At 67.5% G+C, this 26,279-nt stretch carries 23 protein-coding genes and 2 pseudogenes; 14 read left to right on the top strand and 11 right to left on the bottom strand.

What is annotated here, in order from left to right:
- The 8 genes from NC4_RS19850 (at nucleotide 1) to NC4_RS19820 (ending at nucleotide 7,470) form a co-directional block, all read left to right on the top strand.
- Nucleotides 1-1,092 (top strand): MlaD family protein, encoded by a 1,092-nt coding sequence (locus NC4_RS19850; protein ID WP_067540513.1) that lies wholly within the window; start codon nucleotides 1-3, stop codon nucleotides 1,090-1,092.
- On the top strand, nucleotides 1,089-1,583 hold the full coding sequence (locus NC4_RS42880; RefSeq protein ID WP_245721804.1) for an MlaD family protein: 495 nt from the start codon (nucleotides 1,089-1,091) through the stop codon (nucleotides 1,581-1,583). The genes NC4_RS19850 and NC4_RS42880 overlap by 4 nt, the downstream gene beginning before the upstream one ends.
- Complete coding sequence (locus tag NC4_RS42875; protein ID WP_245721803.1) at nucleotides 1,584-2,198, top strand: mammalian cell entry protein; 615 nt, start codon at nucleotides 1,584-1,586, stop codon at nucleotides 2,196-2,198. It abuts the gene before it with no gap.
- Nucleotides 2,195-3,166 carry an MlaD family protein gene (locus NC4_RS19840; RefSeq protein WP_067540510.1) on the top strand — a complete coding sequence of 324 codons (972 nt, stop codon included), beginning with the start codon at nucleotides 2,195-2,197 and terminating at the stop codon, nucleotides 3,164-3,166. The genes NC4_RS42875 and NC4_RS19840 overlap by 4 nt, the downstream gene beginning before the upstream one ends.
- Before the next feature lie 26 nt (nucleotides 3,167-3,192).
- Complete coding sequence (locus NC4_RS19835; RefSeq protein WP_067540507.1) at nucleotides 3,193-3,738, top strand: hypothetical protein; 546 nt, start codon at nucleotides 3,193-3,195, stop codon at nucleotides 3,736-3,738.
- Nucleotides 3,739-3,855: 117 nt separating this feature from the next.
- On the top strand, nucleotides 3,856-4,980 hold the full coding sequence (locus NC4_RS19830; RefSeq protein ID WP_218021232.1) for an MBL fold metallo-hydrolase: 1,125 nt from the start codon (nucleotides 3,856-3,858) through the stop codon (nucleotides 4,978-4,980).
- Nucleotides 4,977-5,825 carry an SDR family oxidoreductase gene (locus tag NC4_RS19825; protein WP_067540504.1) on the top strand — a complete coding sequence of 283 codons (849 nt, stop codon included), beginning with the start codon at nucleotides 4,977-4,979 and terminating at the stop codon, nucleotides 5,823-5,825. The genes NC4_RS19830 and NC4_RS19825 overlap by 4 nt, the downstream gene beginning before the upstream one ends.
- A gap of 16 nt (nucleotides 5,826-5,841) precedes the next feature.
- The gene (locus tag NC4_RS19820) at nucleotides 5,842-7,470 is read left to right on the top strand and encodes a flavin-containing monooxygenase (protein WP_084529431.1); all 1,629 of its coding nucleotides are present in this window, start codon (nucleotides 5,842-5,844) and stop codon (nucleotides 7,468-7,470) included.
- Between the two features lie 150 nt (nucleotides 7,471-7,620).
- Here the strand turns inward: NC4_RS19820 and NC4_RS19815 are convergent, their stop codons facing one another.
- Complete coding sequence (locus NC4_RS19815) at nucleotides 7,621-8,226, bottom strand: TetR/AcrR family transcriptional regulator (protein ID WP_169814835.1); 606 nt, start codon at nucleotides 8,224-8,226, stop codon at nucleotides 7,621-7,623.
- 76 nt (nucleotides 8,227-8,302) lie between these two features.
- Here NC4_RS19815 and NC4_RS19810 point away from each other — a divergent pair, with 76 nt between their 5' ends.
- From NC4_RS19810 to NC4_RS19795, 4 genes are read left to right on the top strand one after another with little or no spacing between them, the layout of a single operon-like run.
- Nucleotides 8,303-8,767, top strand: coding sequence for an enoyl-CoA hydratase-related protein (locus NC4_RS19810; RefSeq protein ID WP_067540499.1), 465 nt, complete (start codon nucleotides 8,303-8,305; stop codon nucleotides 8,765-8,767).
- A gap of 3 nt (nucleotides 8,768-8,770) precedes the next feature.
- Nucleotides 8,771-9,931: an acyl-CoA dehydrogenase family protein gene (locus NC4_RS19805; protein ID WP_067540495.1), complete on the top strand. Its 1,161-nt coding sequence runs from the start codon at nucleotides 8,771-8,773 to the stop codon at nucleotides 9,929-9,931.
- A 43-nt stretch (nucleotides 9,932-9,974) separates the two neighbouring features.
- A complete protein-coding gene (locus NC4_RS19800) occupies nucleotides 9,975-10,838 on the top strand; it encodes an SDR family oxidoreductase (protein ID WP_067540491.1) in 864 nt (287 codons plus the stop codon).
- 12 nt (nucleotides 10,839-10,850) lie between these two features.
- Complete coding sequence (locus NC4_RS19795; protein ID WP_067540488.1) at nucleotides 10,851-12,158, top strand: phytoene desaturase family protein; 1,308 nt, start codon at nucleotides 10,851-10,853, stop codon at nucleotides 12,156-12,158.
- Between the two features lie 50 nt (nucleotides 12,159-12,208).
- Here NC4_RS19795 and NC4_RS19790 read toward each other — a convergent pair.
- A pseudogene (locus NC4_RS19790) lies at nucleotides 12,209-13,365 on the bottom strand (acyl-CoA dehydrogenase family protein).
- Nucleotides 13,366-13,457: 92 nt separating this feature from the next.
- Between NC4_RS19790 and NC4_RS19785 the strand changes: the two are divergent.
- Together NC4_RS19785 and NC4_RS19780 are read left to right on the top strand one after the other, a co-directional pair.
- Nucleotides 13,458-14,348 (top strand): HpcH/HpaI aldolase/citrate lyase family protein, encoded by an 891-nt coding sequence (locus tag NC4_RS19785; protein WP_218021231.1) that lies wholly within the window; start codon nucleotides 13,458-13,460, stop codon nucleotides 14,346-14,348.
- Entirely contained in the window at nucleotides 14,345-15,334 is a 990-nt protein-coding gene (locus NC4_RS19780) for a MaoC family dehydratase (protein WP_067540485.1), read from the top strand. The genes NC4_RS19785 and NC4_RS19780 overlap by 4 nt, the downstream gene beginning before the upstream one ends.
- Before the next feature lie 148 nt (nucleotides 15,335-15,482).
- Here the strand turns inward: NC4_RS19780 and NC4_RS19775 are convergent.
- The 9 genes and pseudogenes from NC4_RS19775 to NC4_RS19735 form a co-directional block, all read right to left on the bottom strand.
- Nucleotides 15,483-16,919: pseudogene (locus NC4_RS19775) on the bottom strand (phytoene desaturase family protein).
- A complete protein-coding gene (locus tag NC4_RS19770; RefSeq protein WP_067540482.1) occupies nucleotides 16,916-18,685 on the bottom strand; it encodes a DUF3556 domain-containing protein in 1,770 nt (589 codons plus the stop codon). The pseudogene NC4_RS19775 and the gene NC4_RS19770 overlap by 4 nt, the downstream one beginning before the upstream one ends.
- A 109-nt stretch (nucleotides 18,686-18,794) precedes the next feature.
- A complete protein-coding gene (locus NC4_RS19765; protein WP_157554920.1) occupies nucleotides 18,795-19,763 on the bottom strand; it encodes an oxygenase MpaB family protein in 969 nt (322 codons plus the stop codon).
- Nucleotides 19,764-19,811: 48 nt separating this feature from the next.
- On the bottom strand, nucleotides 19,812-21,389 hold the full coding sequence (locus NC4_RS19760; protein ID WP_067540476.1) for an AMP-binding protein: 1,578 nt from the start codon (nucleotides 21,387-21,389) through the stop codon (nucleotides 19,812-19,814).
- Nucleotides 21,386-22,909 (bottom strand): aldehyde dehydrogenase family protein, encoded by a 1,524-nt coding sequence (locus NC4_RS19755; protein WP_067540473.1) that lies wholly within the window; start codon nucleotides 22,907-22,909, stop codon nucleotides 21,386-21,388. The genes NC4_RS19760 and NC4_RS19755 overlap by 4 nt, the downstream gene beginning before the upstream one ends.
- The gene (locus tag NC4_RS19750; protein WP_067540470.1) at nucleotides 22,906-23,307 is read right to left on the bottom strand and encodes an SCP2 sterol-binding domain-containing protein; all 402 of its coding nucleotides are present in this window, start codon (nucleotides 23,305-23,307) and stop codon (nucleotides 22,906-22,908) included. The genes NC4_RS19755 and NC4_RS19750 overlap by 4 nt, the downstream gene beginning before the upstream one ends.
- 43 nt (nucleotides 23,308-23,350) lie before the next feature.
- The gene (locus NC4_RS19745; RefSeq protein WP_084529523.1) at nucleotides 23,351-24,844 is read right to left on the bottom strand and encodes a cytochrome P450; all 1,494 of its coding nucleotides are present in this window, start codon (nucleotides 24,842-24,844) and stop codon (nucleotides 23,351-23,353) included.
- A 2-nt stretch (nucleotides 24,845-24,846) separates the two neighbouring features.
- Nucleotides 24,847-25,500 carry a hypothetical protein gene (locus NC4_RS19740; protein ID WP_067540467.1) on the bottom strand — a complete coding sequence of 218 codons (654 nt, stop codon included), beginning with the start codon at nucleotides 25,498-25,500 and terminating at the stop codon, nucleotides 24,847-24,849.
- A 9-nt stretch (nucleotides 25,501-25,509) separates the two neighbouring features.
- On the bottom strand, nucleotides 25,510-26,277 hold the full coding sequence (locus NC4_RS19735; RefSeq protein WP_157554918.1) for a hypothetical protein: 768 nt from the start codon (nucleotides 26,275-26,277) through the stop codon (nucleotides 25,510-25,512).
- Nucleotides 26,278-26,279 lie beyond the last annotated feature (2 nt).

Below are 26,279 nucleotides of genomic sequence, written 5' to 3'. Positions count from 1 at the left end.
ATGCGGAAATTCGTTGCCTCCCAAGGATTCGTGACCGTCGTCGGCGTGGCGCTGGCCGCCCTGGTGACGGTGGTGGGGTATGTCCTCGCGGTCGATCCGGTCAAGAAGACCGTCGCCTACTGCGCGCTCATGCCCGACGCGGTCGGCCTGTACCCGGGCAATCACGTCACCATGCGCGGCATCCCGATCGGGACCGTGCGGACCGTCCGGCCCGAAGGGCTCGGTGTGCGAGTCGATTTCGACATCGACGCCGCCCGGCGACTGCGCGGCACACCGACCGCGACCACCGTCTCCGACACCCTGGTCGCCGACCGGAGTCTGGCGGTGCTCGGCGAGCCCGGCGCGAAGAACACCTGGAACCCGGGCGCCTGCATCGAGAAGACCTTCACGCCCAAGAGCATCAGCCAGACCCTCGACGCCTTCACCGATCTGGCCGCCAAGATCACCGACGACCCGGGGGACCGGAATCGTCTGAAGGACAGTGTGGAAGCGTTCCAGCAGGCCACCGCGGGCACCGGGCCCCAGCTCAACCGGCTGGTGCAGGACATGGGCACCGCGCTGCACCGGCCCGACGCGGCCATCGGCCACCTGGGATCGATGCTGGACGCGTTCGGCGCGCTCATGGAGAGCATATCCGCCAACTGGGACGACATCAAGAACACCCTGCTGCAGGCCGGACCGGGCATCACCTTCATCAACGAGGTGTGGCAGGACGACGTGAAGCTCGTCGACTCGCTGCTGGTTATCATCCCGTGGCTCAATGACATCGCCCGCGAGCACGGCGTGTCCATCCTGCACGGGCTGGACGCGGCGATTCCGAAACTACGCCTGCTGTCGGCCCACATCGGCTCGCTGCAGCAGATCATCGACATGATTCCGCCGATCGTGAGCGCCTTCCAGCGCTCCGTGGACCCGGCCACGGGACAGCCGCGGCTCACCTACGCGCCGCCCAAGGTCGCACTGCCGCAGGAGAACGCGGACCAGGTCTGCGCGGTCGTCAACGCCGCCATGCCCGGTCGCTGCCGGGCCGACAACGGGCTGGCGGATGTGGACCTGGTGCCGCTGGTGCTCGGATTGGCGGGTGTGCGATGAGCGTTCGGAGTCTGGCCTTCTCGGTCCGCGCCGGAAATGACCGCGCGCGTGGACATTTCCGCCATCGCGTCGCCGCCGGGACGGCCGCGCTGCTCGCGGCGGCGCTGCCGGTGACCGGCTGCGCGATCGATCCGGCGCAGGTGCCCGTCCCCGGCGCGTCGGTTGCCGGGCCGACCTATTCGGTGCGCATCGAATTCGCCAATGCCCTCAACCTGCCCGCCCAGGCCAAGGTCGTGCTCAACGGCGCGAAGGTCGGCAGCCTGCGTTCGGTCACCGTCGTGGACCCGTCCGCGTCCGCCCCGGGCCGGGTCGACGCCGTCGTCGACATCTCCTCGGCGGTGCGGCTGCCCGCCTCGACCACCGCGCAACTGCGGCAGAACACCATCCTCGGCGATATCTACGTCGGGCTCACCACACCCGAGAACAGCAGCGGCGCGACCATTCCGGACGGCGGCGTGATCCCGCTCGGCCAGACCCGGCCCGCGCTGTAGGTGGAGGATCTGCTCACCGGCCTGTCCACCTTCGTCAGTGGCGGCGGGCTGCAGAAGATGCAGGACATCGTGAATCAGGCCAATGCGGTGCTGCCCGCACAGCCGGCCGATACCGCGCGCATCTTCGACGTCATCGGGCGCGACGCCCGCGACGTCGCCGACAATCTCGACGCCTCGGACCGGCTGCTCGCCGCCATCCAAGCCGATCTGGCGGCGGTGCGCGACAACGCCACCGAACTCGACGCGCTGCTGAGCGAACGCGGCGCCACCGACATTCCCGCCGACGCGCAGTCGCTGGTGCTCACCCTCGGCATCGTGGGCTCGCTCGCCACGGTCGGTCACGCCCTGGAGTGGGCGAGCCCGCTGCTGGTCGCCGGTGACGCCGCGGCGAAGGCGTTCGTGCCCATGCTGCTCGGCGGGCAGCCGCTGAACCTGTCCTCGCCGTCGAACCTGAACCGGCTGGTGAGCCTGTTGCGGGACAAGATCATTCCCTTCGCGGAGAAGGGGCCGAAGGTCAATATCACCTCCCTCGGCGTCGAAGGCGACCCCATGCCCGCCGACCAGCAGGTCGATCGCATGGTCGCCACCCTGCGGATGATCGGACTGGTGCGATGAAGCGCGGCCACCTCGTCTCACTGGCGACCATCGGCGTGATTCTCGTGCTGGGCAGCGTGTACCTGGCTTTCGGCGTGGTGCACGTGAATTGGTTCCGGCCAGAGCTGAACGCGACCATGACCCTGCCCGACTCCGGCGGACTGATCCCGCGCTCCAAGGTGCTGCTGTCGGGTGTGCAGGTGGGTGAGGTCACCGCGGTCGCGACCACCTACGACGCCGTCCGCGTCGATTTCCGGGTCAATACCGACTACCGGATCCCGCTGAACAGCACAGCCCGCATCGAGAACATGTCCGGGCTCGGCGAAACCTACATCGAATTCCGGCCCACGGCGCTGGGCGGTCCCTATCTGGCCGACGGGCAGACGGTGTCGGCCGATCGCGTCACCGCACCGCTGTCCATCCCGGACATGGCGCGCCAGACCACCGACGTGCTGCGGCAACTGGATCCGCAGGCGCTGTCGGAGATCGTGCGCACCTTCGACGAGGCCATGGCCGGCACCCAGGCGGTGATACCGGAACTGTCGCGGGCCACCGACCTGCTGGCGGCCACGCTACTCAGCCGCACCGACGTCATCGACCGGATGCTGCGGGCCATGCAGGCCCGCGCCGACGACATGGCCTGGGCCGGACCGGCTCTCACCGACGCAGCCGGGCCCTGGGCCGACTTCGGGCCCCGGGTCTCCGATGTCGCGGCCGCCATCGCGCGGGTCGTCCGCTCCGGCGACGTGCCCGCCGACTACCTGATCGACACCCCCGAATCCATGGGCATCATCCCGCTGCTGCGGGAGCTGACCGATCGGGTGAATCGCCTCGGACCCGAACTGGCCCCGCTGATTCCGGTGCTGCGACCGGTCGTCGGCGCGGCGACCGGCGTCGCGCACGGCATCGACCTCGGCGCGCTCATCACCCAGGCGCTGAATTCCACCACCGACGACGGCGCCCTGCACCTGCGGGTCAGCCTCAACTAGCGGCAACGGAGACAAAGGAGTTCCCCATGACTGTCGAGAACGACGCGGTCGCCGAGCACCGGCCGCGGGCTGAGAAGCCGTCCGCCCGCGCGCCCCACAGGTCGGTGTCGCTGCCGGTGTCCACGCTCGCGTGGGGCGCGGCGACCGGGGCGCTGGCCATCGTGGCGGTGACCCTGGCGATCTTCCTGGTCTCCGCGCGCGGGCAGCTCTCCGATCGCGACGCGGCGGCGGTCGACACCGCCCACGCCGAGCAGGTCGCCACCGACTACGCCGTCGGCGCGTCCACGGTGAATTTCGCCGACTTCAATTCCTGGGTCGGCAAGCTCAAGGCCAATACCGCGCCCGCGCTGGCCACCAAGTTCGACGCCACCGCGCCCAAGCTGCAAGAGGTGCTGACCCCGCTGAAGTGGACCTCCACTGCCACCCCGATCAGCGCCAAGGTCGCCTCCGAGAACGGCGGCGTCTACAAGGTCAACGTCTTCGTCAATGTGTCTTCCACCCACGCGCAGAACCCGGACGGCGCGCAGACCACCGTCACCTACAACGTGACCGTGGACCGCGCCTCCGGCTGAAAGATCACCGACGTGGGCGGCATGGACGGCACGCTGCCGATCAAGTAGTGCTGCTCACCCGAAATGTGCTGAGCAACAACCGATTTTGTACCGAACAACGTAGTCACGGAGAACGCTGTGCCACCTACCTCGACGCTTCCCGTCTTCGCCATCCCCGTCCCCGAAGCGGCCGAACTCGGCGCGCCGATCGACACCCTCGACCGTATCCACGCGATCGAGGGGATGGGGCAGGCGCTGCGCATGTCGCGCACCGCCGGGGCCGAGTTCAAGAAGGAGTTCCTCGGCACGGGCACTCCCGTCCACGTCAGCACCCACGATCTGGTCACCCTGCCCTACCCGACCAGCTTCGGGCTGTGGCGGGCCCCGCTGTCCCCGGCTCCGATGCTGTTCATCACCACCCGGCTGGTCATCGTGCGCTGGCAGGAGGGGAAGCGGACCCGGACCCTGCTGTGGGAGCCCAGCGACGTCGAACTCGACCGGAACACACCGTATTTCGCGTCGCTGCGGGAGAAGACGCCCGGTCCGATCCAGAAGCTGGGCGTCAGCGAATACGCCACCGTCGCCCAGCGGCTCGCGCAGGCGGGCATCGATCCCGCCGAGGTCGACTACCTCGGCTTCGACCACCTGCACACCCAGGACGTGCGCCGGCTCATCGGCACCACCCGACCGCAAGCCGACATCTCACCGGACGCGCCGGTGCCCGCACTGTTCCCCAACGCGAAACTCGTGGTGCAGCGCCGGGAATTGGAGTCCATGGTCGACCTGCATCCCTTACAGCGGCCCTGGTATCAGCCCGAGACCTTCGTCGACCTGGATCCGGACCGCATCCTGCCCATCGACGGCGACCGGCTGCTGGCCCCCGGCGTCGCCATCGTCCGCACGCCCGGTCACGCACGCGGCAACCAGACCCTGGTGCTCAATACCGACACCGGCGTCTGGGCCATGTCCGAGAACGTGATCGCCGCCGAATGCCTGACGCCCGAACACAGCAGGATCCCGGGCGTCGCGGGGTGGGCGCAGCGCTGGCAGCAGGAGATCATCCTCAATGCCAATGTCCTCGAGACCACCGCCCAGCAGTACAACTTCTGCGTCCTGGAGAAGAGCCCGGTCGATCGGTCCCAGGCCGACAGCCGCTTCCTGCAGTTCTTCCCGACCAGCGAGCTCACCGCGCATTGGCTGGCGCCGGGGACCTGGCCCACGTTCACGCACAAGTCGCTGCGGCACGGGACGGCGAAACCATGAGCACCCGAACGATTTTCATCACGGGGGCGGCTGCGGGCATCGGCCGGGCCATCGCCGCGCGCTTCGCCGCCGGGGGCTGGATCGTCGGGTTGTACGATATCGACCACGAGGCGGTCACCACGACCGCGGCAAGTCTCGGGCCGCTCGCCCGTACCGTGACCGGGTCCTTCGATGTCACCGATCCGGCAGGCTGGCAGACGGCGCTGGCCGAATTCGTCTCCGCCGCTGGCAAGTTGGATGTCCTGGTCAACAACGCCGGAATACTGGTCTCGGGCGCTTTCACCGAAGTGGCTCTGGCGCAACAACATCGGGTTATCGATGTCAACGTCAAGGGCGTCATCAACGGGTGCTATTGCGCGCTGCCGTATCTGCGGGAGAATCCCGGCAGCCAGATCGTGAACCTGGCGTCGGCCTCCGCGCTGTACGGACAGCCGGCGCTGGCCACCTACGCCGCCAGCAAAGCGGCGGTGCGCAGCCTCACCGAGGCGCTCGACCTGGAATGGCGGGGCCTGGGCATCGCCGTGCACGACGTGCTGCCGCTGTTCGTGTCCACCGCCATGATGGACGAGGTCGGCAAGGGATCCAAGACCGCCGAAACCCTTGGCGTGCGGCTGATTCCGACCGATGTCGCCGAAGCCGTCTGGCGAACCGTGCACCGCAAGCGACTGCTCGAAGACCCGCACGTCCTGGTGGGCTGGCAGACGACCGTGCTCAACGCCGCCATGTCCGCCGCGCCCACCTGGCTCAACCGCCTGGTCGCGGGACGGCTCAGCCACGCCGACGAGATCGGCGCACGCCATCGCGGGTCATTGGTGGACGTCAGCCATCCGCCGACAGCGCAGTGAGATAGGAAGAACACGAATGAGCAACGCGACAGATCAACTCGGGATCTTCGAGGAATGGGCGCGCACCAGGCTGGGTGAGGGCCGCCCCGCCGCCGTGCGGGCCATCGCCGAGCGGATCCGGGCCCGCCTTACGGGATCCGGTGATCCGGCCGAACCCGATGTCGAGGTCGTCGTGATCGGCGCGGGCTTCGGCGGCCTCGGCACCGGCGTCGAGCTCCAGCGCGCCGGTATCGACGACTTCCTGATCCTAGACAAGAACAGCGATATCGGCGGCACCTGGCACGTCAACACCTATCCCGTTGTGGCCGTGGATATTCCGTCGGTGTACTACAGCTTCTCCTACGCCAAGCCGAAGACCTGGTCGCGGGTTTTCGCGCCCGGCGCGGAGGTGAAGGCCTACGCCGACCAGGTGGCCGACTCCTATCATTTGCGCGGGCACATCGTGCTCGACACCGCGATCGTCGGCGGCGAATGGGACGAGGAGCTGCACCTGTGGCGGGTCACCACCGCCGACGGCCTGACCATGACCGCCCGGTACCTGATCGGCGCGGTCGGCGGTCTGGAGATCCCCAAGATGCCCGATATCGACGGCGTCGAGGATTTCGCGGGCAAGGTGGTGCACACCTCGCGCTGGGATCACGACTACGACTACGCGGGCAAGCGCATCGCCGTGATCGGCACCGGAGCCACCGCGCTGCAACTGATTCCGGAACTGGCCAAGACCGCCGGACAGCTCACCGTCTTCCAGCGCACCCCCATCTGGGTCATGCCCAAACCCGACTTCCGCATCGACTGGGGCCTCAAACAACTGCTGGACCTGTTCCCGCCGCTGCGCCTGCTGCTGCGCTGGGCCACCGCCTTCGGCACCGACATGGGCGTGGCGGCCATGGGCGTCTACTACCGGCGGCTCGGATTCCTATCCACCCTGGCCACCTTCGTGCTGCGCCGCCTGCACCGCGTCCAGTTGCGCGACCGCGAACTGGCCGCGCGCATGACGCCCGACTACGCCTTCGGCTGCAAGCGGCCCTCGGTGTCCAACGCCTACCTGAAAACGTTCACCAAGCCGAACGTCAGCCTGATCACCGACCCGATCGTCAAGATCACCGCGGATGCCGTCGTCACCGCCGACGGCACCGAGCACCCCATCGACGTACTGGTCTGCGCCACCGGATTCAAGGTCATGGAAAAGGGCGCGACACCCCCGTTTCCGCTGCGCGGCCGCGACGGCCTGGAACTCGGCGAATTCTGGGACGCCAACCGCTTCCAGGCGTACCAGGGCGTCTCGGTCCCGAAGTTCCCCAACCTGTTCCTCATCGCGGGCCCCTACGGCTACGCCGGCTTCTCCTACATCGCCATGATCGAATGCACCTCCCGCCACGCGGTCCGCGCCATCACCGAATCCCGCCGCCGAGGCGCGTCCGCAGTGGAGATCAAACAGGAGCCCCACGACCGCTACTACCGGCGCTGCACCCAACGCCACCGCGATTCGCTCTGGTTCAACTCCGATTGCGACAAATCCAACACCTACTACATCAACTACCAGGGCGACGCCGCCGCCATCCGCCCCTCCACCCACATCGAAATGTGGTGGCGCAACAAACACTTCCCTCTCGACGACTACAGCTACTCCCGCCGCGTGGCCTAGCGGGCGATCCGGCCGGTGGATCGCGTCATCCGCGACACCTTGGTGAACCCCGTTGCAGTAGACACGAAGTGGCGGCGCGTGCATCCTCACCCTCAGGCTCATCGGCACGGTTCTCCCGTCGAGAACCTTTAGCCGGGCGCCCCTTTCGGCTCACGTGTGTTGGTCGGTGGTGTGTTGGAGTGCGTCCAGTGCTCCGAGGAACAATTCAACGTTGTCGTGGATGAAGGTTTCGCGTGGGTAGGTGGTGGGGTCTTGGATCCATGCGGTAGCGGTCTCGCTGAAGCCACTGACCAGGAATCGGGCGGTGAGGTCGATCGTGCGGGGGTCGGCCGGGGTGTCGGGGAGTAGGCCGCGCAGGAGTTCGGCGAAGTTTTCGACGTAGTCTTCGGTGCGGGCGAGTCGGCGGCGGGCGGTGGCGGGGTGGCCGTATGCCTTGGTGGACAGGATCTTTCCCTGTTCGGGGTGGTCGTGGAAGAAGACGGTGATGGCTTCGATGACCGCGGTGATGCGGGCGCGGAGGTCCGGTGCGGCGCGGTGGACGGCGTCCTGAATGGTTCGGGCCAGTGCGCGGGAGGCGTGGTCGAAGGCGGCGGCGGTGAGGTCGTCGAGGTCGGTGAAGCTCTCGTAGACGAAGCGCGTAGACAGGTTGGCGCGCGGCCACAGTCCGCACGGTGATCCTGCTCGCGCCCTCGGCGTTGCTGTTGCAGGTCGCGCATCCGGTGATCGGGTGGGTGCTGGCCACCGCATACTGGGCATCGACGGTCGTCGCCGAGCGGTTCGGGAAAGGCTTGTCCCGCAACGAGAAGCGCGAGATGTACGCGGGCTGGCGCAGATGAGCCTGCTGGCCGGGCTCGGACTGCTGTACATCGCGGATATCGCCATCGCCGCGGAGGGCACGAAATTCGCCACCGGGTTCGGGAAGATCGGCATCTCCGGAGATTGCGGCACCTCGTGGTTCCTGCCCCGTCTCATCGGTGTGCGGCGCGCGACCGAGATGTATCTCGAGGATCGCGTCATCCTCGCCGACACCGCCGCCGAATGGGGACTGGTCAATCGGGTAGTCGCGGCGGAGGCGCTGGCGGAGGAGGCGGAGACGACCGCGCGCCGCCTCGCCGCCGGACCCACCCGCGCCTACGGGGCCATCCGCCGGCTGCTGCGCGAATCCGGCAACTCCACGCTCGCAGAGCAATTGGCGGCCGCGACCGATGCGCTGCGGTATACCGCCGCCACCGCGGACGCGCCCGCGGCCGTCGCGAGCTTCCTGGCCAAGCGCCGCCCGACCTTCGAAGGAAAATAGACCGTGCAGGGACTCGTCAACGACACCGAAGACCGCGCGCTGCTGCGCGACAGCGTTGCGAAGATCGCCGAAAAGTACGGTGCCGCCTACTTTCTGGAGCGCTCCCGGGAAGGCCGGAAGGTCGACGAACTGTGGGCCGAACTCGGGGCCTCGGGGATGCTGGGCGTGCACCTGCCCGAGGAGTACGGGGGCGGGGGAGCGGGGCTGTCGGAGCTTGCGATTGTCATCGAAGAGCTCGCCGCGCACGGCATTCCGCTGCTACTGACGGTGATCTCCCCGGCCATCTGCGGTTCGATCATCGCCGCGCACGGCTCATCGGTGATGAAGCAGCGCTGGTTGCCGCGCATCGCGGACGGTAGCGCCAAGATGGCGTTCTGTCTCACCGAACCCGATTCCGGCTCCAACAGCCACGCGGTCAAGACTACCGCGCGCCGCGACGGTGCGGACTGGATCATCTCCGGCGGCAAGTACTTCATCTCCGCCGCCGATGAAGCGGACGCGCTGCTGGTCATCACTCGCGCGGGCGATCTGGATGGTGGTGCGCGCAACAAGCTGTCGATGTTCGTGGTGCCGGTGGACGCTCCGGGCGTAACCCGTCAGCCGCTCGAAACCGCCGTCGTCTCACCGGAACACCAGTTCACCATCTTCTTCGATGAAGTTCGGGTCGGTCCGGAAGCGCTGATCGGTGAGCACGGCAACGGGCTGCGACAGGTGTTCGCCGGGCTCAATCCGGAGCGGATTCTGGCCGCCGCCATCAGCTCCGGCATCGGCCGCTACGCCATCGACAAGGCGGTGCGCTACGCCAAGGAACGGCAGGTGTGGTCGACGCCCATCGTTGCGCACCAAGGTATTTCCCATCCCCTCGCCGACTGCCACATCGCCGTCGAGCTGGCCCGGCTGGCCACCTACCAGGCCGCGGAACTCTTCGACATCGGCGAGAACGCCGCGGCCGCCGCCAATATCGCGAAGTACTCCGCCGCCGAGGCGTCCCTGAAGGCCCTCGACCAAGCCATCCAGACCCATGGCGGCAATGGCCTGTCCAAGGAGTACGGGCTGGCCGAACTGTGGTTCGTGGCCCGGCTCATGCGCACCGCGCCGGTTAGCCGCGAGATGGTGCTCAATTTCGTCGCGCAGACCGTGCTCGGCCTGCCGAATTCCTACTGACATCGCCGGTTGCGCCGCAACAGCCACCGGGACAAGGAGAATCATGCCTGGAGTAACCGATCGCGTCATCGTCGTCACCGGAGCCGGTGGCGGTCTGGGGCGCGAATACGCGCTGCTGCTCGCCAGGGAAGGCGCACTCGTCGTGGTGAACGACCTCGGCGGCGCGCGTGACGGCTCGGGGTCCGGGCACTCGATGGCCGACGCGGTCGTGGCCGAGATCCGCGCCGCGGGCGGCACCGCGGTGGCCAACTACGACAGCGTCGCCACCGAGGAGGGGGCGGCCAATCTCATCCAGACCGCCGTCGACGCCTTCGGCACCGTCCACGGTGTGGTCAACAACGCGGGCATCCTGCGCGACGTCGTCTTCCACAAGATGACCACCGACCAGTGGACGGCCGTGCAGCAGGTGCACCTGTCCGGCGGCTACCACGTCACCCGCGCCGCCTGGCCGCACTTCCGCGATCAGGGCTTCGGACGTGTCGTCGTGGCGACCTCCACCTCCGGCATCTACGGCAACTTCGGCCAGGCCAATTACGGTGCGGCCAAACTGGGTCTGGTCGGGCTGGTCAATACCCTCGCGCTCGAGGGCCGCAAGTACAACATCACCGCCAATGCCGTCGCGCCGCTGGCCGCGACCCGCATGACCGCGGACATCGCGCCCGCGGAAATGCTGGAGAAGCTGCCGCCCGCACACGTCGCGCCGGTCGTCGGCTACCTCATGAGCGAGGAATGCACCGACACCGCAACGGTTCTCGTGGTCGGCGGCGGCTCCGTGCAGCGGGTGCAGCAGTTCGCCAACAAGCCGGTGTTGTTCGCCCAGCCGCCCTCCCTCGACGAGGTGGCCGCGAACTGGGACCGCATCACCGACATGTCCGGCGCGGAGCCGGGCCGCAATCCGCTCGGCTGAAGGGACAGGGTCATGAGCGAGAACAGCTGGGACGCACTGGTGATCGGGGCGGGTGCCGGGGGCCTGTTCGCCGCCGCCCGACTCGCACACGCGGGCTATCGCACCCTGGTCGTCGAGCGCCTGGACAAGGTCGGCGGGCGCGCCTCCACCGACGACATCGACGGCTTCAAGGTCAACAACGGGGCCATCGTCATCGAACTCGGCGGCATCACCGAGGACACCTTCGACGAGGTCGGCGCGAAATTCGATGTGCGCCGGGCGGATCCGCCCATCCTGTACCGCATCGCCGGCAAGGACGTGGACGTGACCGGCGGCGGCTGGGGCTTCCTGCTGTCCAAGCTGACCCGCCAGGGTGCGAAGCTGGTGCAGGGCGTGGGCGCGGCCCGCAACGACAGCGGACTGCCCGAACACGAACTGTCCCTCGCGGACTGGGTGGCCAAATACACCAAGAACGAATCGGTGCACGGCGTCTTCCGCAATATGGCGGGTTCGGTGTTCGCGGTCGGTTCGGAGGAACTGCCCGCGCGGGTGTTTCTGACCTACTTCACACGCAAGAGCGCGTTCAAGAAATTCGGCTTCTGCCCCGACGGCACCATCGGCGTATGGAAATCCCTCGCCGAGGTGGTCGTGCAGAACGGCGGCCAGGTGTGGCTGTCCAGCGAAGTCGAGTCCCTCATCCTGGCTGACGGGAAGATCAGCGGCGCTCGCATCCGCCGCGATGGCGAAACAGTCGAGGTGACATGCCGTTTCGCGATCAGCGACGTAGGGCCGTCCGGCACCGTCGGACTGGTCGGCCCCGAGCACCTGCTCGCCGAGCATGTCGCGCAGGTCGCGGCTGCCGATCGGCCGTGCGCCATGATCTCGGTGAACTTCGTGAGCCGGACCCCGCTCGTCGAGGCTCCGTGTCTGACCAGTTTCGCCAAGACCCGGCGGCTGTGCTACATCGCCAACTTCACCGCGACCTGCCCGGAAATGGCCCCCGAGGGTTGGTATCTGTACCAGGGTACGGCCGTGCCGAAGCCCTCGGTCGGCGCATTCGACGAAGAGGCCGAAACCCAACTGCTGCTGCGGGATCTGCGCGACGAAGTGCCTGAATTCGACTCCGCGCGCATTCTCTCGATCAATATCACCCGCGACGGCTGGCCGCCGCAGCGCGCAGTCGCCGACTTCGACCTCCCGCACGACATCCCGATCGCCAATCTCTGGAACGTCGGCGACGGTGTCAAGGAGTACGCCAACGGTGGCACCACCGCCTGCGCGGAAACAGCCCAGATCGTCGTGGGCAAGATCCGCGCCGCGTTCCCCGTAGCGGCCCACTAGGCGAAGCTGCGCCCCCGCCACCGATATCCACGGTGCCGGGGGCGTCGGTGTCAGTGCGTGAGTCCGCCGCGGGCGACGAGCTGGGCGGCGATCACATTGCGCTGGATCTCGTTGGTGCCCTCGCCGACGATCATCAGCGGGGCGTCGCGGAAGTAGCGTTCGACGTCGGATTCGGTGGAATAGCCGTTGCCGCCGTGAATGCGAATCGCATTGAGCGCGATCTCCATCGCGATCTCCGAAGCGTAAAGCTTGGCCATGCCCGCCTCCATATCGCATCGTTCGCCGGTGTCGTAACGGTCGGCCGCGTGAAGCACCAGCTGGCGGGCGGCGGCGAGCTTGGTGGCCATATCGGCGAGATAGTGACCGATGGCCTGATGCTTCCAGATGGGCTGGCCGAAACTTTCCCGTTCCTGCGCGTAGCGGAAGGCGTCGTCGAAGGCGGCCTGCGCGACACCCAGCGCCCGCGAAGCCACTTGGATGCGTCCCGTCTCGAGGCCCTTCATCATCTGCGCGAAACCCTCGCCCTCCGTGCTGCCGAGGACGGCGTCCAGTGGGGCGCGGTAGCCGTCGAAGGACAGCTCACAGCTCTCCACTCCCTTGTATCCGAGCTTGGGTAGATCGCGCGAAACCGTCAGGCCCGGACCGTGTTCCACCAGCAGGATACTGATTCCCCGGTGCCTGGGCCGGGCGGTGGGGTCGGTCTTGCACAGCAGGGCGATCAGCTGTGAGCGGCGGGCATTGCTGATCCATATCTTCGCGCCATCGACCGTGTAGCCGTCCGCGTCGCGTCGGGCCACGGTCGACATGGCCTGCAGATCCGAGCCGCCGCCGGGTTCGGTGAGCGCCATGGTCGCCCGGATCTCGCCGGTCGCCATCCGCGGCAGGTACCGCTGCTTCTGCTCCTCGGTACCGAAGGCCAGGATCAGCTTGGACATTACCGTGTGCCCGCCCATCGCACCGGCCAGACTCATCCACCCGCGCGCGAGCTCCTCGGTGACACCCACGTAGCAGGGCATCGAAACCGCGGTTCCCCCAAATGATTCCGGAATCGCCAAACCGAAGATGCCCAGCTTCTTCATCTGGTCGATGAGCGCTTCAGGATAGGTATGGCGTGCTCGAGTTCGTGCACGACCGGCCGCACCTCGCGGTCGACGAAGTCCCGGACGGTCCGGACGACGAACTTCTCCTCTGCCGACAGCTGGCTCACGGCACTCCCTTGTTTTCACGGAGGAGCGAATCGCCCACACCTCTTTCTAGTTTAATATAGATTAAAATTGGTCGGCGATGGAAGGTTGCTCCTTGGCTCAGCGGGTTCCGCCACGGTCGTGGCTGTCGGTCCTGGCCTCGCGCCCGGATCTGGTCGGCAAAGCGGCGCGATCGGGTGCGGACGGCATCATCGTCGATCTCGAGGACGCCGTCGCACCTGCCGAGAAGGACGTGGCGCGCGCGGGGTTGTCGGAGGCGCTCGCCGTGGCGCGCACCGGTATTGCGTCCACCCTGGTAGTGCGGGTCAATGCACCCGGCACGCCCTGGTGTCATCTCGACCTGGTCGCGTGCGCCGCCACCGACGGTCCGGACGCCGTCATGCTCCCCAAGACCGAGAGTCCCGGGGATATCGCCTTCGCCGATCGGCTGCTCGCCGGCGCGCAGCAGCGATCCGGCATCGACCGGCCGGTGGGTGTGTACGCGCTGCTGGAATCGGCCGCCGGGATCGCCGCCGCGGGCCCGATCGCCCGGGCGTCGGCGCGAGTGTGCGGGCTGGCGATCGGATACGCGGATCTCGCTGCCTCCCTTGGCCGCAGTATCCCCGACCGCTGGCTCTACGCGCAGGACGCCGTGCTGACCGCAGCCCGCGCGGCGGGCCTGGAGGCGGTGGACGGTCCATACCTGGGCGTGGCCGTGGACGACGAGTTCCGAGCCTCGTGCGCCACTGCGGCCGGACTCGGCTTCGACGGCAAGTGGGTGATCCACCCGAGGCAGGTCGCCGCGGTGAACGACGCCTTCACGCCGTCCCCGGAGGAGACCGCGCGGGCCGAGGCCGTGGTCTCGGCGCTGGCCGCGCACCATCGGCTCGGTGTCGGCGCCTTCACTCTCGACGGTGTGATGATCGACGATGCCGTCGCCCTCCGCACCCGCCGCGTACTGGTCCGTGCGGGCCGACGCCTCCCTGATCACCAGGAGCAGCAATGACATTCGCGGCCGACGGTCCGTACTTCGAGGACCTCGAACCCGGCACCTGCTTCGATGATGCCCCTGCCGTGACGCTCACCGAGGGGCATGCGGCCGTGCATCAATCCATCATCGGCGACCGGCTGCGCCTACCCCTCGACTCCGTCCTCTCGGCCCGCGTCACCGGTCGAACCAGGCTGGCCCACCCCGCCCTGGTCTGGAACCTCGCCATCGGCCAATCCACCCTCGCCACCCGCCGCGTCAAGGCCAACCTCTTCTACCGTAGCCTGGCTTTCCACCGCGCACCCGCGATCGGCGACACCCTGCATACCACCACCACTGTGGTTGCCCTGCGCCAGAACGCCCCTAAACCCGGCCGCTCGGCCACCGGCCTCGCCGTCCTCCGCATCGTCACGGCAGACCAGCAGGAACAGCCCATCCTGGACTTCCACCGCTGCGCCATGATCCCGCTCCGCGACCCCAACATCGAGACCGGACACCACGATGATCTCTCGGCGATCGGCGCGGAGACCGACATCGCCAGCGCCACAGCCTCACTCGCCGACTGGAATCTCACCGCCTTCCCGAAGGGCGGGCTGACCGCGGACGACCTGCGCCCCGGCCGGACCTGGGATATCCCCGCAGGAGACGTCGTCTCCAGCGCACCCGAACTCGCCCGCCTCACCCTGAACATCGCTGCGGTACACCATGATTCATCCGCAGCCGGTGTTCGCCGACTGGTCTACGGCGGCCACACCATCGCCCTCGCCCTCGCTCAGATCTCTCGAGACCTCCCCGGCCTGATCACAGTTCCCGCCTGGCACGGCTGCGACCACCTCGCGCCCGTCTACGAAGGCGACACCCTGCGCACCCGAATCACCATCGAGAACCGCACACCCATCCGCGAACACGCCACCCTCCTCGACCTGCGCGCCATGGTCACCGCCGACCGTGACGGCACCGCGCAACCAGTCCTCGACTGGCGCTTCCTGGCTCTGCATCGCTGACGGGAACGGGACTGTGGATCCCCAACCACGATTCCAGCACTTGCGTGGGGGACGTGAACATGATCATTCACGTAGGGATTTCGCTGAGATAGCTCGCTGGCTGTCAGCCCAGCGATAGTAGGACGCTCTCCCTCGGCGGCGCCAGTTGCTACGACGTTGTGCCGAAGTCGTCTTCGGCGAGGTAACGCAGGGCGCGGGCGGCGGCGTTGGCGCCGCACATTCCGTGGGCGCCGGGTCCGGGTGGGGTGGCGGCGGAGCAGAGGTAGTGGCCGGGGAGGCCAATATCGTAGGGGTGCAGGGTTTTTCGTGGGCCGAAGACGAGTTGGGGGATGTCCTTGGCGCCGGTCATGATGTTGCCGCCGACGTAGTTGGGGTTGTAGTCGGCGAAGCCGGGGGCGGTGCAGATCGCGGTGCCGATGACGCGGTCGCGGAAGCCGGGGGCGAAGCGTTCGATTTGGGTGGTGATCGCTTAGGTGGCGTCGCCGGTATAGCCGTGGGGGACATGCGCGTAGGACCAGATGGGGTGGATGTCGCCGACGGAGCGTTGCGGGTCGGCGAGGTACTGCTGGCCGACGAGGACGAACGGGCGGTCGGGCATGCGCCCGGCGTGGATATCGCGTTCGGTGGCGGCGATTTCGGCGAAGGTGCCGCCGAGGTGCACGGTTCCGGCACGGCGTGCGGCGTGGATGGTCCATGGGATGCCGCTCTCGACGGCGAAGTCAACCTTGAACCCGCCCGGTCCGAAGCGGAACCTATGGTATGCCTTGGTGATTCGTGGCGGGAGCCGGTCGCCGAGGATGTCGGCGACGGCGGTGGGAGACAGATCCCACAGGGTCACGTCGGCCGGTGGCAGGTCGGCGAATGATCGCACAGGGACTCCGGTCTCGATTTTTCCGCCAGGGTCGGCGAGCGCAGCGGCAAGGGCGTCGGTAATACGCCGGGAGCCGCCGCGGGCGACGGCCCAGCCGTAGCGGTGCCCGGCGGCGAGGATGCCCAGGCCGATGCTGGCGCTCAACGGCCGGTGCAGGGGGTGGAAGGCGTGGGCCGCGACACCGCCGAACAATGCCCGGGCCTGCTCGGTCGTGAAGGCCCGCGCCAGTATGGAAGCCGGGGCCAGTGCGGGAATGCCGAAGCGCGCCAGGCGAATCGGATGGCGCGGGATCCGTAGCAGGGGGCCCATGACATCCTCGCCGAGCTGGTCGAAATGTGTTGCGGCGCTGTCGAACAGCAGTTGCCAGACCCGGCCGTCAGGGCCGAGGCCATTGGCGGTATCGGTGACCGAGCGGTGCAGGATTCCGGCGGTGCCGTTGTCGAGCGGGTGGGCGCAGTCGATCTCCGGCCACGCCCAGCGCAGTCCGTAGCGCCGAAGGTCGAGATCGCGCAGGAACGGTGATCCGACGGCCATGGGGTGGATGGCCGAGCAGTGGTCGTGCAGCAGTCCGGGCACGATCGCCTCGCTCGAGCGGGTGCCGCCGCCGATCTCGTCGGCGGCTTCCAGCACGGTGACCCGTACGCCCGCCCGGGCCAGGGCTATGGCGGCGGCCAACCCGTTCGGACCTGCGCCGACGACGATCGCGGTACTCATCGGATGTCCTGGAACGCTTCCTCGCGCCGCCACGTGACCTTGGTCGGGATGGGGCCGTCGGGCAGCCACGGGTGGGCTTGCACCGCGTCGCGGACCTTCCACGTGCCGCGCTCTATGACACCGAGTGCGGCGTCGATGATCTGATATTCCTGGGTGCGGCGATGGATCGGCTGCGATTCGACCCAGAACACCATCCACTCGCCCGGCGCGAATCCGACGCGGGACTGCACGGCTTCGATCAGACCGTGGTTGTGCAGGTGGCCGTCGCCGAAGTTGAACCCGATGAGCGAGTTGCATCCGAACTCGGCCTCACGGACAGTCCAGGAATCGATATCGGGAATGTTCTTCAGCAGCAACGAGAACAGGCCGCGGCCCTGGCTGTGCAGCGATCGAAACGCGATCGTCTGTTGCATGGTGATCTCGGCGACGGTCGGCGGATAACCCATGGCCTGCAATTGGTCCACCTGGTTTCGGGTCGGGCGGTGGGGCAGCGAATTCAGCTTCTCCTCCGCGCCGGGCGCGAATGCCCATAACGCGGAGGCCCAGTTACCGGCGTACTGGCGCATCGACGGCAGGAACGACACCAGATCGGGGCGCAGGTTGCCCAGAATCGGGAAGAACAGCAGGGCAACGACAATGGCTGCGGTCAACCACGGCGAGGACATGTCACCGAGACCGTGACCGGCCCAGTTCGGGAAGCCCAGGAACAGGAAGACCACCAGGTAACCGAAGAGGATGTTCCATTCCAGCGGTACCGCGAGCGGGAACATCAGGGTGATGACGGCATGCAGCAGGACCATCAGCGCCACGCCGACCAGGGTCAGTCGACGATCGCCGGAGAACAGCAGGATCATCGGCCCGGTGATCTCGACAGTCGAACCACCCACGTGCGCAATGATACTCGACAGTCGCGACGGGCGGATGTCACGGGGGAAGTCGCGGTAGTGCAGCCGCTTGAACCACTTCGCCGGAACGGCCGGGCTGTTGGAGACCATCGGGGGGATGACGTTGGTGAAATGCAGGCCGAACTTCGACACGGCCGCGCCCAGCCACACCACACAGATCAGCAGCTTCGCGGCGATGATCATGTCGGTGAACGGCAGCACCGCGAAGAACACCAGCGCGGGCAGGTACTGCTCACCGCGGGCGGTCAGGAAGATCGTCTTGTCCCGCAGCCCGCACAGCACATACAGCGCGATCAGCAGGACGGGCCGCACCACTCCGGAAGTGTTGTCCGGCAATGCCTCCGACAGCGAATCGGTCGCGACGCCGGGCAGCAGGATCGGTACCAGCAGACTCGCCAGGAACGCGAGATACAGTGCGACGTCGACGATGGTGCGGTGGTCGCCGTCGGTGAACGGCACCCGCTTCCACGGCCGCAGCCGAATCGTGCCCGGCCGGGCATAGAAGACGATGCCGCCGGTCATGGGTTTGAACTTCCCGGCGAGCGGACCCCAGGACCCGGCCACGCCCAGCGCCTCGAGCAGGACCGTCCACAGCACGAGCTTCTGGTAGACGATCGGCTGATTCCACCAGTGCGCGATATCCCAGAACGGGCCCACACCGGAGGTCCAGGTGATCAACGCGGTGCCGGCCAGAATGTAGAGAAACAGCACCTTGAGCACATAGATGGTATGGATCATCTTCGGTGTGCCGAAACCGTATTCGACCCAATGCAGGGCGAGGGCCTTCGTGCGTTCCATGAGCGGTTCATCGAGAAATATGTCCAGGTCTACCGGCGGAAAGTCGCCTGTTTTGAAGCCCATTGTCGGAATCTTTCGTGCGGAGATTTCGGGCAGGCGTCAGCGCGCCCGAAATTCCATGGCAAAGAGGGATATTCGGATTCGCGAAGTCGGACTCGCAGGTCCAGAGCCGTCAGTCCGCGTAGGTTCCGATGGGTCGGTTCCTGGCCGCGACGCGGATCGCGTAGACGTGGGGCAGGTACCGGGTCGCCTCCGGAAGGAAGGGGCTGACCCTCTGTACTGTCTCGAGCAGTCGATCGGCTCGGCGTTGCCGTCGCTCGGTCCAGTCGTAGCCCGCGTGCTCGGCCACCAGGTCACGGAGAACCTCGGGACCGAAAGCGGCCGTGAGGAACATGATCCCGCGTCCGGCCAGTCGGCCCAACGGCCACCACAGCCGGTCCGGTACCAGCGGCGGCCCTGGGGGAGAGGACCACAAGGCGAGCAAGTCGTGCGCAGCCGGGTGGCCCGCCGCCAGCTGGTCGAGCATGTCGTTGTAGTAGGTGTCGAACTCCGACAGCGTGGGCGGGATCATCCGCTCCTGCACGCCGAGCATCCGACCGAGGTTCTCGAGCTCCGCGTAGAGGCGTTCCTCCAGCTCGTCGGTGACCGGCTCAGCCCAGAACGCGCGCAGGGCTTGGATGAATACGGGCACAGAGGTCGCCCACACCCACGCGTACGGTTCCGCGTTCAACGCGTGGTAACGCTGGCCGTTGTAGCCGGTGCCGCCGATGTTCTTGTGTAGGTCCCGCAGCAGTCGGGCCTCGTCGTAGGCCTGCTGGCCGCCGTACACCCAGCGCTGGGTGGCCGCGACCGACCGCCACGCTCGGCCGTACGGGTTGGTCCACACTGTCGAGTGGTCCGCGAGCGCTTTGCCGACCACCGGGTGCACCCCCTGCAGGGCGAAAGCCGCCGGAGTGAAGAGCAGGAGGACGCGCAGATCCCCGCCCAGCTCCCACATCACCGACCCGGGCGCGAACGGTACGACCGCCGCACCCGCGTCGCGGTGGCGACGCGAACCTGCGACGGGACTCGCGGCGCGGGTCGCTGTTGAACTCCGGCTCATGTCCCCGCGCGCTGAGGTGCGGGCCGTAGCGTCGTTCATCAGATGCACTCCTTCGTGCAGCAGCGGTTCTCCCCAGCAGATGCCGGGTCAGAGCCGGCGTTGGCGGTTCTCCCAGTGGGGCTTTCGCAGTTCGAGTTTGAGGATCTTGCCGCTGGCGTTGCGGGGCAGCGCTTCCCGGAAGTCGACGGTGCGGGGGCATTTGTATCCGGCGAGATGGTCGCGGCAGTACGCGATGATGGCGTCGGGGGCGACGGTGGTGTTGGCGACGACGATGGCCTTGACGGACTCGCCCCAGTGATCGTCGGGCACGCCGATGACGGCGGCGTCGGTGATAGCGGGGTGCTGCAGTAGGACGCGTTCGACTTCCGGGCCGTACACGTTCTCCCCGCCGGTGATCACCATGTCCTTGATCCGGTCTTCGATGTAGAGGTGGCCCGACAGGTCGAGGCGGCCGATGTCGCCGGTCCGAAGCCATCCGTCCGGGGTGATGGTTTCGGCGGTGGCCTCCGGGTTGTCGAGGTATCCGGTCATGGCCTGTTCGGTGCGGAACCACAGTTCGCCTTGCGTTCCAGCGGGCACGTCGGTCCCGGTGGCGAGATTCACGACGCGAACCTCCGTGCCGCGCATCGGCTTTCCGGCGGACAGCAGCAACTGCGGCCGGTCGGGGTCGCGGTGATCGGCCGGGGCCAGGGTGGAGATCCCCCCGGCGAGTTCGGTCTGCCCGTATACCTGGACGAAGTTGACTTCCGGCAGCGCCGAGAGTGCCTGCCGCAGCAGCGGTAACGGCATGGGCGCGGCGCCGTAAGCCAGATAGGTCAACTTCGACACCGCATCGACCCCGACGGTCCCGGCGGCGAGGAGCCCGGCGATGACCGGCGGGACGAGGAAGCAGTGGGTCGCACCTCCGGTGAGGCCGGCGATCAGCGATGCGGCGTCGGGCTGGCGGGTCATGATGGTGGGCACGCCCGCCCGAATGCCGTGGAACGCATAACAAATGCCGCCGACATGGAACAGCGGCATACAGACCAGATTCTGGTCGCTGTCGGTGAATGGGAGTTCGGGGGCGAGGTTGGCCGTGTGAGCGACCAGCGCCTTCTGACTGAGCACGACGCCCTTGGGTCGGCCGGTCGTGCCCGAGCTGTACATGATCAGGCCGGTATCGGTTTCCTGGGCGCTCGCGCCGACCGGTGATCCGATGGGGTCGGCGGCGAGAAGCGCCTCGTATTCGTCGCGGTCGCCGCCGACCACAATGACCCGTTCCACGCACGGTGCCGCGTCGACGGCGGGCGCGGCTGTGGGCAGCAGGTCCGCGCCCGCGAACAGCAGGCGAATACCGCTGTCGCACAGGACGTGCCTGAGCTCGTCGGTCGCCAAGCGCCAGTTCACGACGACGGTGGCCACGCCGAGCGAGGCCGCGGCGAAGGTCACCTCCAGGCAGGCCGGGTGGTTCATATCGAGGAATCCGATCCGGGCACCGCGCCGCATGCCGACGGCAGCGAGCACCGCCGCGACACCTCTGATTCGTCGCGCCCACTGCGCCCAGGTCCATCGTTGGTCGCCGAAGACGATCGCGACCTCGTTGGGCTTCGCCTCCGCCCAGTGCTCGACGAAATCGCTCAGCAACTCCGCGGCCGCAGGTGTTTTCGTGTCGGGTGCAGCCGTCATCGCTGGTCCTCGTCTCGGGGAACGACCATGTCGTAGACCTTGTTCTCGATGCCGCGAGCCAGGTCGATGTGGATGAACTTCTCTTCGGTGTACTCATCGAGTGCGCGCGGCCCGAGCTCGCGGCCGATGCCGCTCTGCTTGTAGCCACCGAACGGATAGGCCACGTTGACCATGTGCCAGTCGTTGATCCACACGGTTCCGGCCTCGAGCCGCTTGGCGACCTCCAGCCCGGTCTCGATGTCCTGCGTCCACACCCCCGCCGACAGGCCGTACTCGGTGTCGTTCGCGATCGCGACGGCCTCGTCGAGCCCGGAGTACCTCAGCACGCACAGCACCGGGCCGAAGACCTCCTCCCGCGCGACGGTCATCTCGTTGTGGACGTCGGCCAGAATGGTGGGCCCGACCCAGTGGCCGCGGTCGAACGGTTCGCCCTCCAGAGGCCGACCGCCGAAGACCACCTGGGCGCCCTGCTCGACGCCGAGTTCGATGTAGTGGTCGATGCGCTTCTTCTGCTCGGCGGAGATGATCGGTCCCATGTCGGTGTCGAAATCGGTCGGGTCGCCGACCCGGATGGCCGCGGCCCGGTCTGCGAGCCGGTTCACCACCTCGTCGTAGCGGCTGTCCGGCACGATCAGCCGGGTGCCCGACTCGCAGGCCTGCCCCTGGTAGAGGCAGCAGGCGAACAGCGCGGCGTCGATCGCCTGGTCGAGATCGGCGTCCTCGAGCAGGATGTTCGGGCCCTTGCCGCCGAGCTCGAGGGTCACCTTCTTCACGTTCTCGGCCGCGAGCGCGCCGATGGTCCGGCCCACCGCGGTCGAGCCGGTGAACGCGATCTTGCGGACGTCGGGATGGGCCGCCAGCCGGGCGCCCACCTCTTCGCCGACGCCGGTGATGACATTCAGCGCACCGGGCGGCAGGCCGACCTCGTCGGCCACCCGCGCCAGCTCCAGCAATGTGGCCGGGGTCTTCTCATCGGTCTTCATGACCACGCAGTTTCCGGCCGCCAGCGCCGGGCCCAGCTTCCAGACCGCCAGCAGCAGTGGGAAATTCCACGGTACGATCCCGGCCACGACCCCGATGGGCTCGCGGCGCACCAGTCCGGCCGCGGCCGTGGGGTAGGTCAGCAGTGGGCCGGAGCGCTCGAACTCGTAGGTGCGCGCCAGGTCGGCGAAGTACTGCAGGTGCGAGATCGAGTAGCCGACATGGAAGGCGATGGCCTGCCGTACCGTCACCCCGTTCTCCGCAACCTGCAGATCGACGAGATGGTCCATCTTCTCGTTGAGGCCCTCGACGATGCGGGTGAGTATCTCGGCCCGCTTGTCCGGCGGCGTATTGCGCCACTCGCCGTCACGGTGTGCGGCCAGTGCCGCGGCCACCGCACTGTCGGCATCGGCGACCGTGCCCCTGGCCGCGGTCGCGACCAGCTCACCGGTGGCGGGGTTGACCACCTCGAATCTGCCTGCGGTGTCGACCCACTCGCCGCCCACGTACATCCGGTAGTGCGGAACGGACTCGGTCATCGTGCGGCGTCCTTCGTGGCGACCAGCTCCTTGTACATCGGGAACAGTGGCTTGGTCACCGGGATCAGCTTCAGGATCTTGGTAACCGGACCCTTCGCCTTGACCTCGCCCTTGGCCAGCCCGACCGCCACGTTGTACTCACCCCGCCAGTACTTGTCGGCGTTGTCCGATGACAAGGCCATGACCACGTCCGGCTTCACGTCCGTGGGCCCGGTGATCACCTGCACCGCTGGCTGTTTCATCACCACCGTGATCGTTGCGTCCGGACCCCGGTAGTTCAGCCGCAGCACCATGTCGGCCGCCCGCAGTTTCTCCCCAACCCCGGGGGTGTCGTTGGCCAGCCGGAACACACCCCCGACATACTCGTAAACCTCATCGGCAGTTGCGAAATAGCTCATCTCATATCTCCTCGGTGTTCGATGGTCTGGTTGCCTGCAGCTCTCATCGCGACTTCCTCGCCGTTCCGGAGCGGGTGATGGTGACGGGCAGCCCGCCCTCGAGGCCCGTGATCAGCGTTGCGGAGTGCTGGCGGGGGACCCACCCGCGCGGCGTGTGCAGGCGGTAGCGCTGGAAGATCAGAGCGAGCAGGAACTGGGCGTTCATGTACGCCATCTCGGAACCGATGCAACGGTGCGGACCGGCACCGAACGGCTGGAAGGCGAGCTTCGGGCGGGCCTCGATGAGCCGCTGGTCGGTGAAGCGGGTCGGGTCGTAGCGATCCGGATCCGGCCACCAGCGTGGGTCGCGGTGGATCGTGTGCACGGGAATCCCGAGAACAGTCGACCTCGGGATCGAATAGCCGCCGATCTCGTTGTCCTCGAGGGCGAGCCGCGGCTGGAACAGTTGGTTTCCCTGAAGGCGCTGACCCTCGTCGAAGCATGCCTTCGCCCAGGCCAGGTGGGCGAGGTCGGCGAACGTCGGTCGCGCACCGCCCAACTCGTCGATCTCCCCGTAGAGCGTCTCGGCGGGATCGGCGTGCTGGGACAGCAGCCCGAGCGTCCACGACAGGGAGGCCACCAAGGTGTCGTAGCCGGCGATGATCAGGGCTATGAGCTCCACCTTCAGATCGCGCGAGCTGAGCGGGCTGCCATCGGAGTAGTGGGCACCCAGCAGTGCGTCCAGCAGGTCGGAGCCCTCGATCGGGTTGGCCCGGCGGTGCGCGATCAGGCGACCGATCGTTCGGCGCAGGCGCACGAACGCGGCTGGGACACTGGGGATTCCGGGTAGCGGTACCAGATTCGGCGGCGGGTACGCCAGGGTCGTGATCGCGGTCAAGCGCGTCAAGATCTGGATGTCGGCATCGATCTCCGCGATCTGCTCGTCGGTAATCGTCGCCGAGAACATCGACCGCAGGAACGCCGGCAAGATGACCTTGGCGAGCTCTGGCTGCAGGTCGACGACCGCACCGGTATCGGCCCATCGCTCCCAGCTGTCGATCCGCCCGGCGAACTCGTCGACGATCGTGTCGGCGATCCGCGCGAGATGGCGTCGGCCGAACATCAGCATGAGCATCGCGCGACGCTGACTGTGCTCGCCCTCCGCCCAGACCACAGATACCCCGACCGTCCGGCGCACGATCGGCTCGAAGGGCCCGGCGACGCCGTAACCCGCCCGGTCGTTCAAGACGTGTGCCGCGTGGTCGGGATGGCTGAGGAACACGACATCCACGAGCGGCAGCGGCAGCCGGAACACGTCGCCGTAGCGTCGCGCACAGTGCTGGAGGTACTGGTGCGGCTGCCGTGAGTGCCACGGCCACACGCCGACCGCGGGCACACCGACGGGGCCGGGCGGCAGCGGCCGGGGGCGGCCGCGGCCGACGAGCGCGCGTGCGGCGAACCCGACCGGGTGCCTGGTCGGCCACCACGGGTCCCTTGCCAGCGGGGACAGCAGAGTCTTCGGACCTCGCTCGAGGCGAACCGCATGGGGTGTGGTCATATTCATCGGGCGCCGACCTGCGGTCTGGGATACACGGCGGGCGAGCGCAGCGTCGGCAGCAGATGCCGCGCCGCGCCGAACACGCGCTGGACGGTGGCTTGGGACGGCATGCGCAGGGGTATCGGCAGCAGCTGGCCGAATGTCGTGAGCATGTCGAAGTCGGTGTCTATCCGCGCGATCCGCCACACGCCGTCTTCGCGGCGCATGAGGTAGCGGTCCACGAAGACGAAGTTGAATCCCCGTGGCCACCAGCGCGGTCGGCCGATCACGCGCCAGGGGGCCGTGATTCGGACGGTATCGTCGAAGAAGTCGAAGTAGGGCAGCGCCCGCAGGGTGTCGTCCTGCGGGTATTGCGTGACATCGGGGGCGAGCCGGAACAGCAACGCGAACAAGTCGTATTCGTGTTGGCTCGCGGCCCACTCGACCGACCCGGTGGTCACGTCCGTGTACACCAGATCGTCGGTCAGGCACTCCCGCAGCAGCGCCGTCGAGTGCTGCGCCCACGCCGCGCACCACCGCACCAGGAAGTCCGTCAGCCCCTCGGCCGGGAACCCGGCCTCGACGTACATCTCTTCCCGCGCCCGGCAACGCTCGATGAACCCCGGCATCAGCGCGTTGAACTCCGAATGCTGGGGACTGGGGCGATGTTTCACCATTGCGCTCTCCTAGATCGAGCGATCGGCCATCGGCCGTACCCGCGTCGAGCGCAAGAAAGGCAGGACTCGCTGTGCCGCGCTGAGCGCCGCACGCGCCACACGTTGCGACGGAGGATGGAGCGGAATCGGCAGCAACTGGGTGGGGAGGAACAGCAGATCGCCGTCGGTATCGATGCGCGCGATCAGCCAGCCCCGCTCGGGATCACGCACCAGGTGGTAGCGATCCACACCGACGGTCTCGATGGGCCGGAGGCCGAACCGAACTCGCCCGAGGCCCCGGTACGGCAGCGTGAGCCGGACGTCTCCGTCGAGAAAGTCCCAGTACGGCAACGAGCGCGGGGTGAGATCCTGCGGGTAGAAGCCGACGGGACCGGTCGTGAGCTTGAATCCCAAAGCGTAGATGTCGAATTCGGGCTGTCCGGCGTACCAGTCGCGGCTTCCGATCGTCGGATCGGCGTATACCAAGCTGTCGGTGAAGCAGTCGCGCAGGGCCTCCGTCGAACGCTCGAACCACGCGTCGAACCACCTGACCAGGAAGTCCGTGATGCCATCGGCGGGGAAGCCTGCCGTGACATACATCTGCTCCTGGGCCCGCACCTTCGGCAGCCATTCATCGAACAAGGCGCGGTGCGGAGCGTGCAGGTCCGCGTCTCGATCGTTCGCGATCGATTCCGTCCAACCGCGTGGGCTGGGTGCGGCGGCCGGTGGCAGCGGGCTCGTCCCGGCATCCGTTTTCGTTGTCATGGCGATCCCGCTCCGATCGGGTCTTGCAGGCATGG

The organism is Nocardia crassostreae (genome assembly GCF_001613405.1).
In the GTDB taxonomy this organism is placed as follows: Bacteria; Actinomycetota; Actinomycetes; order Mycobacteriales; family Mycobacteriaceae; genus Nocardia; species Nocardia crassostreae.
This window is presented reverse-complemented; position numbering and strand designations above follow the sequence as displayed.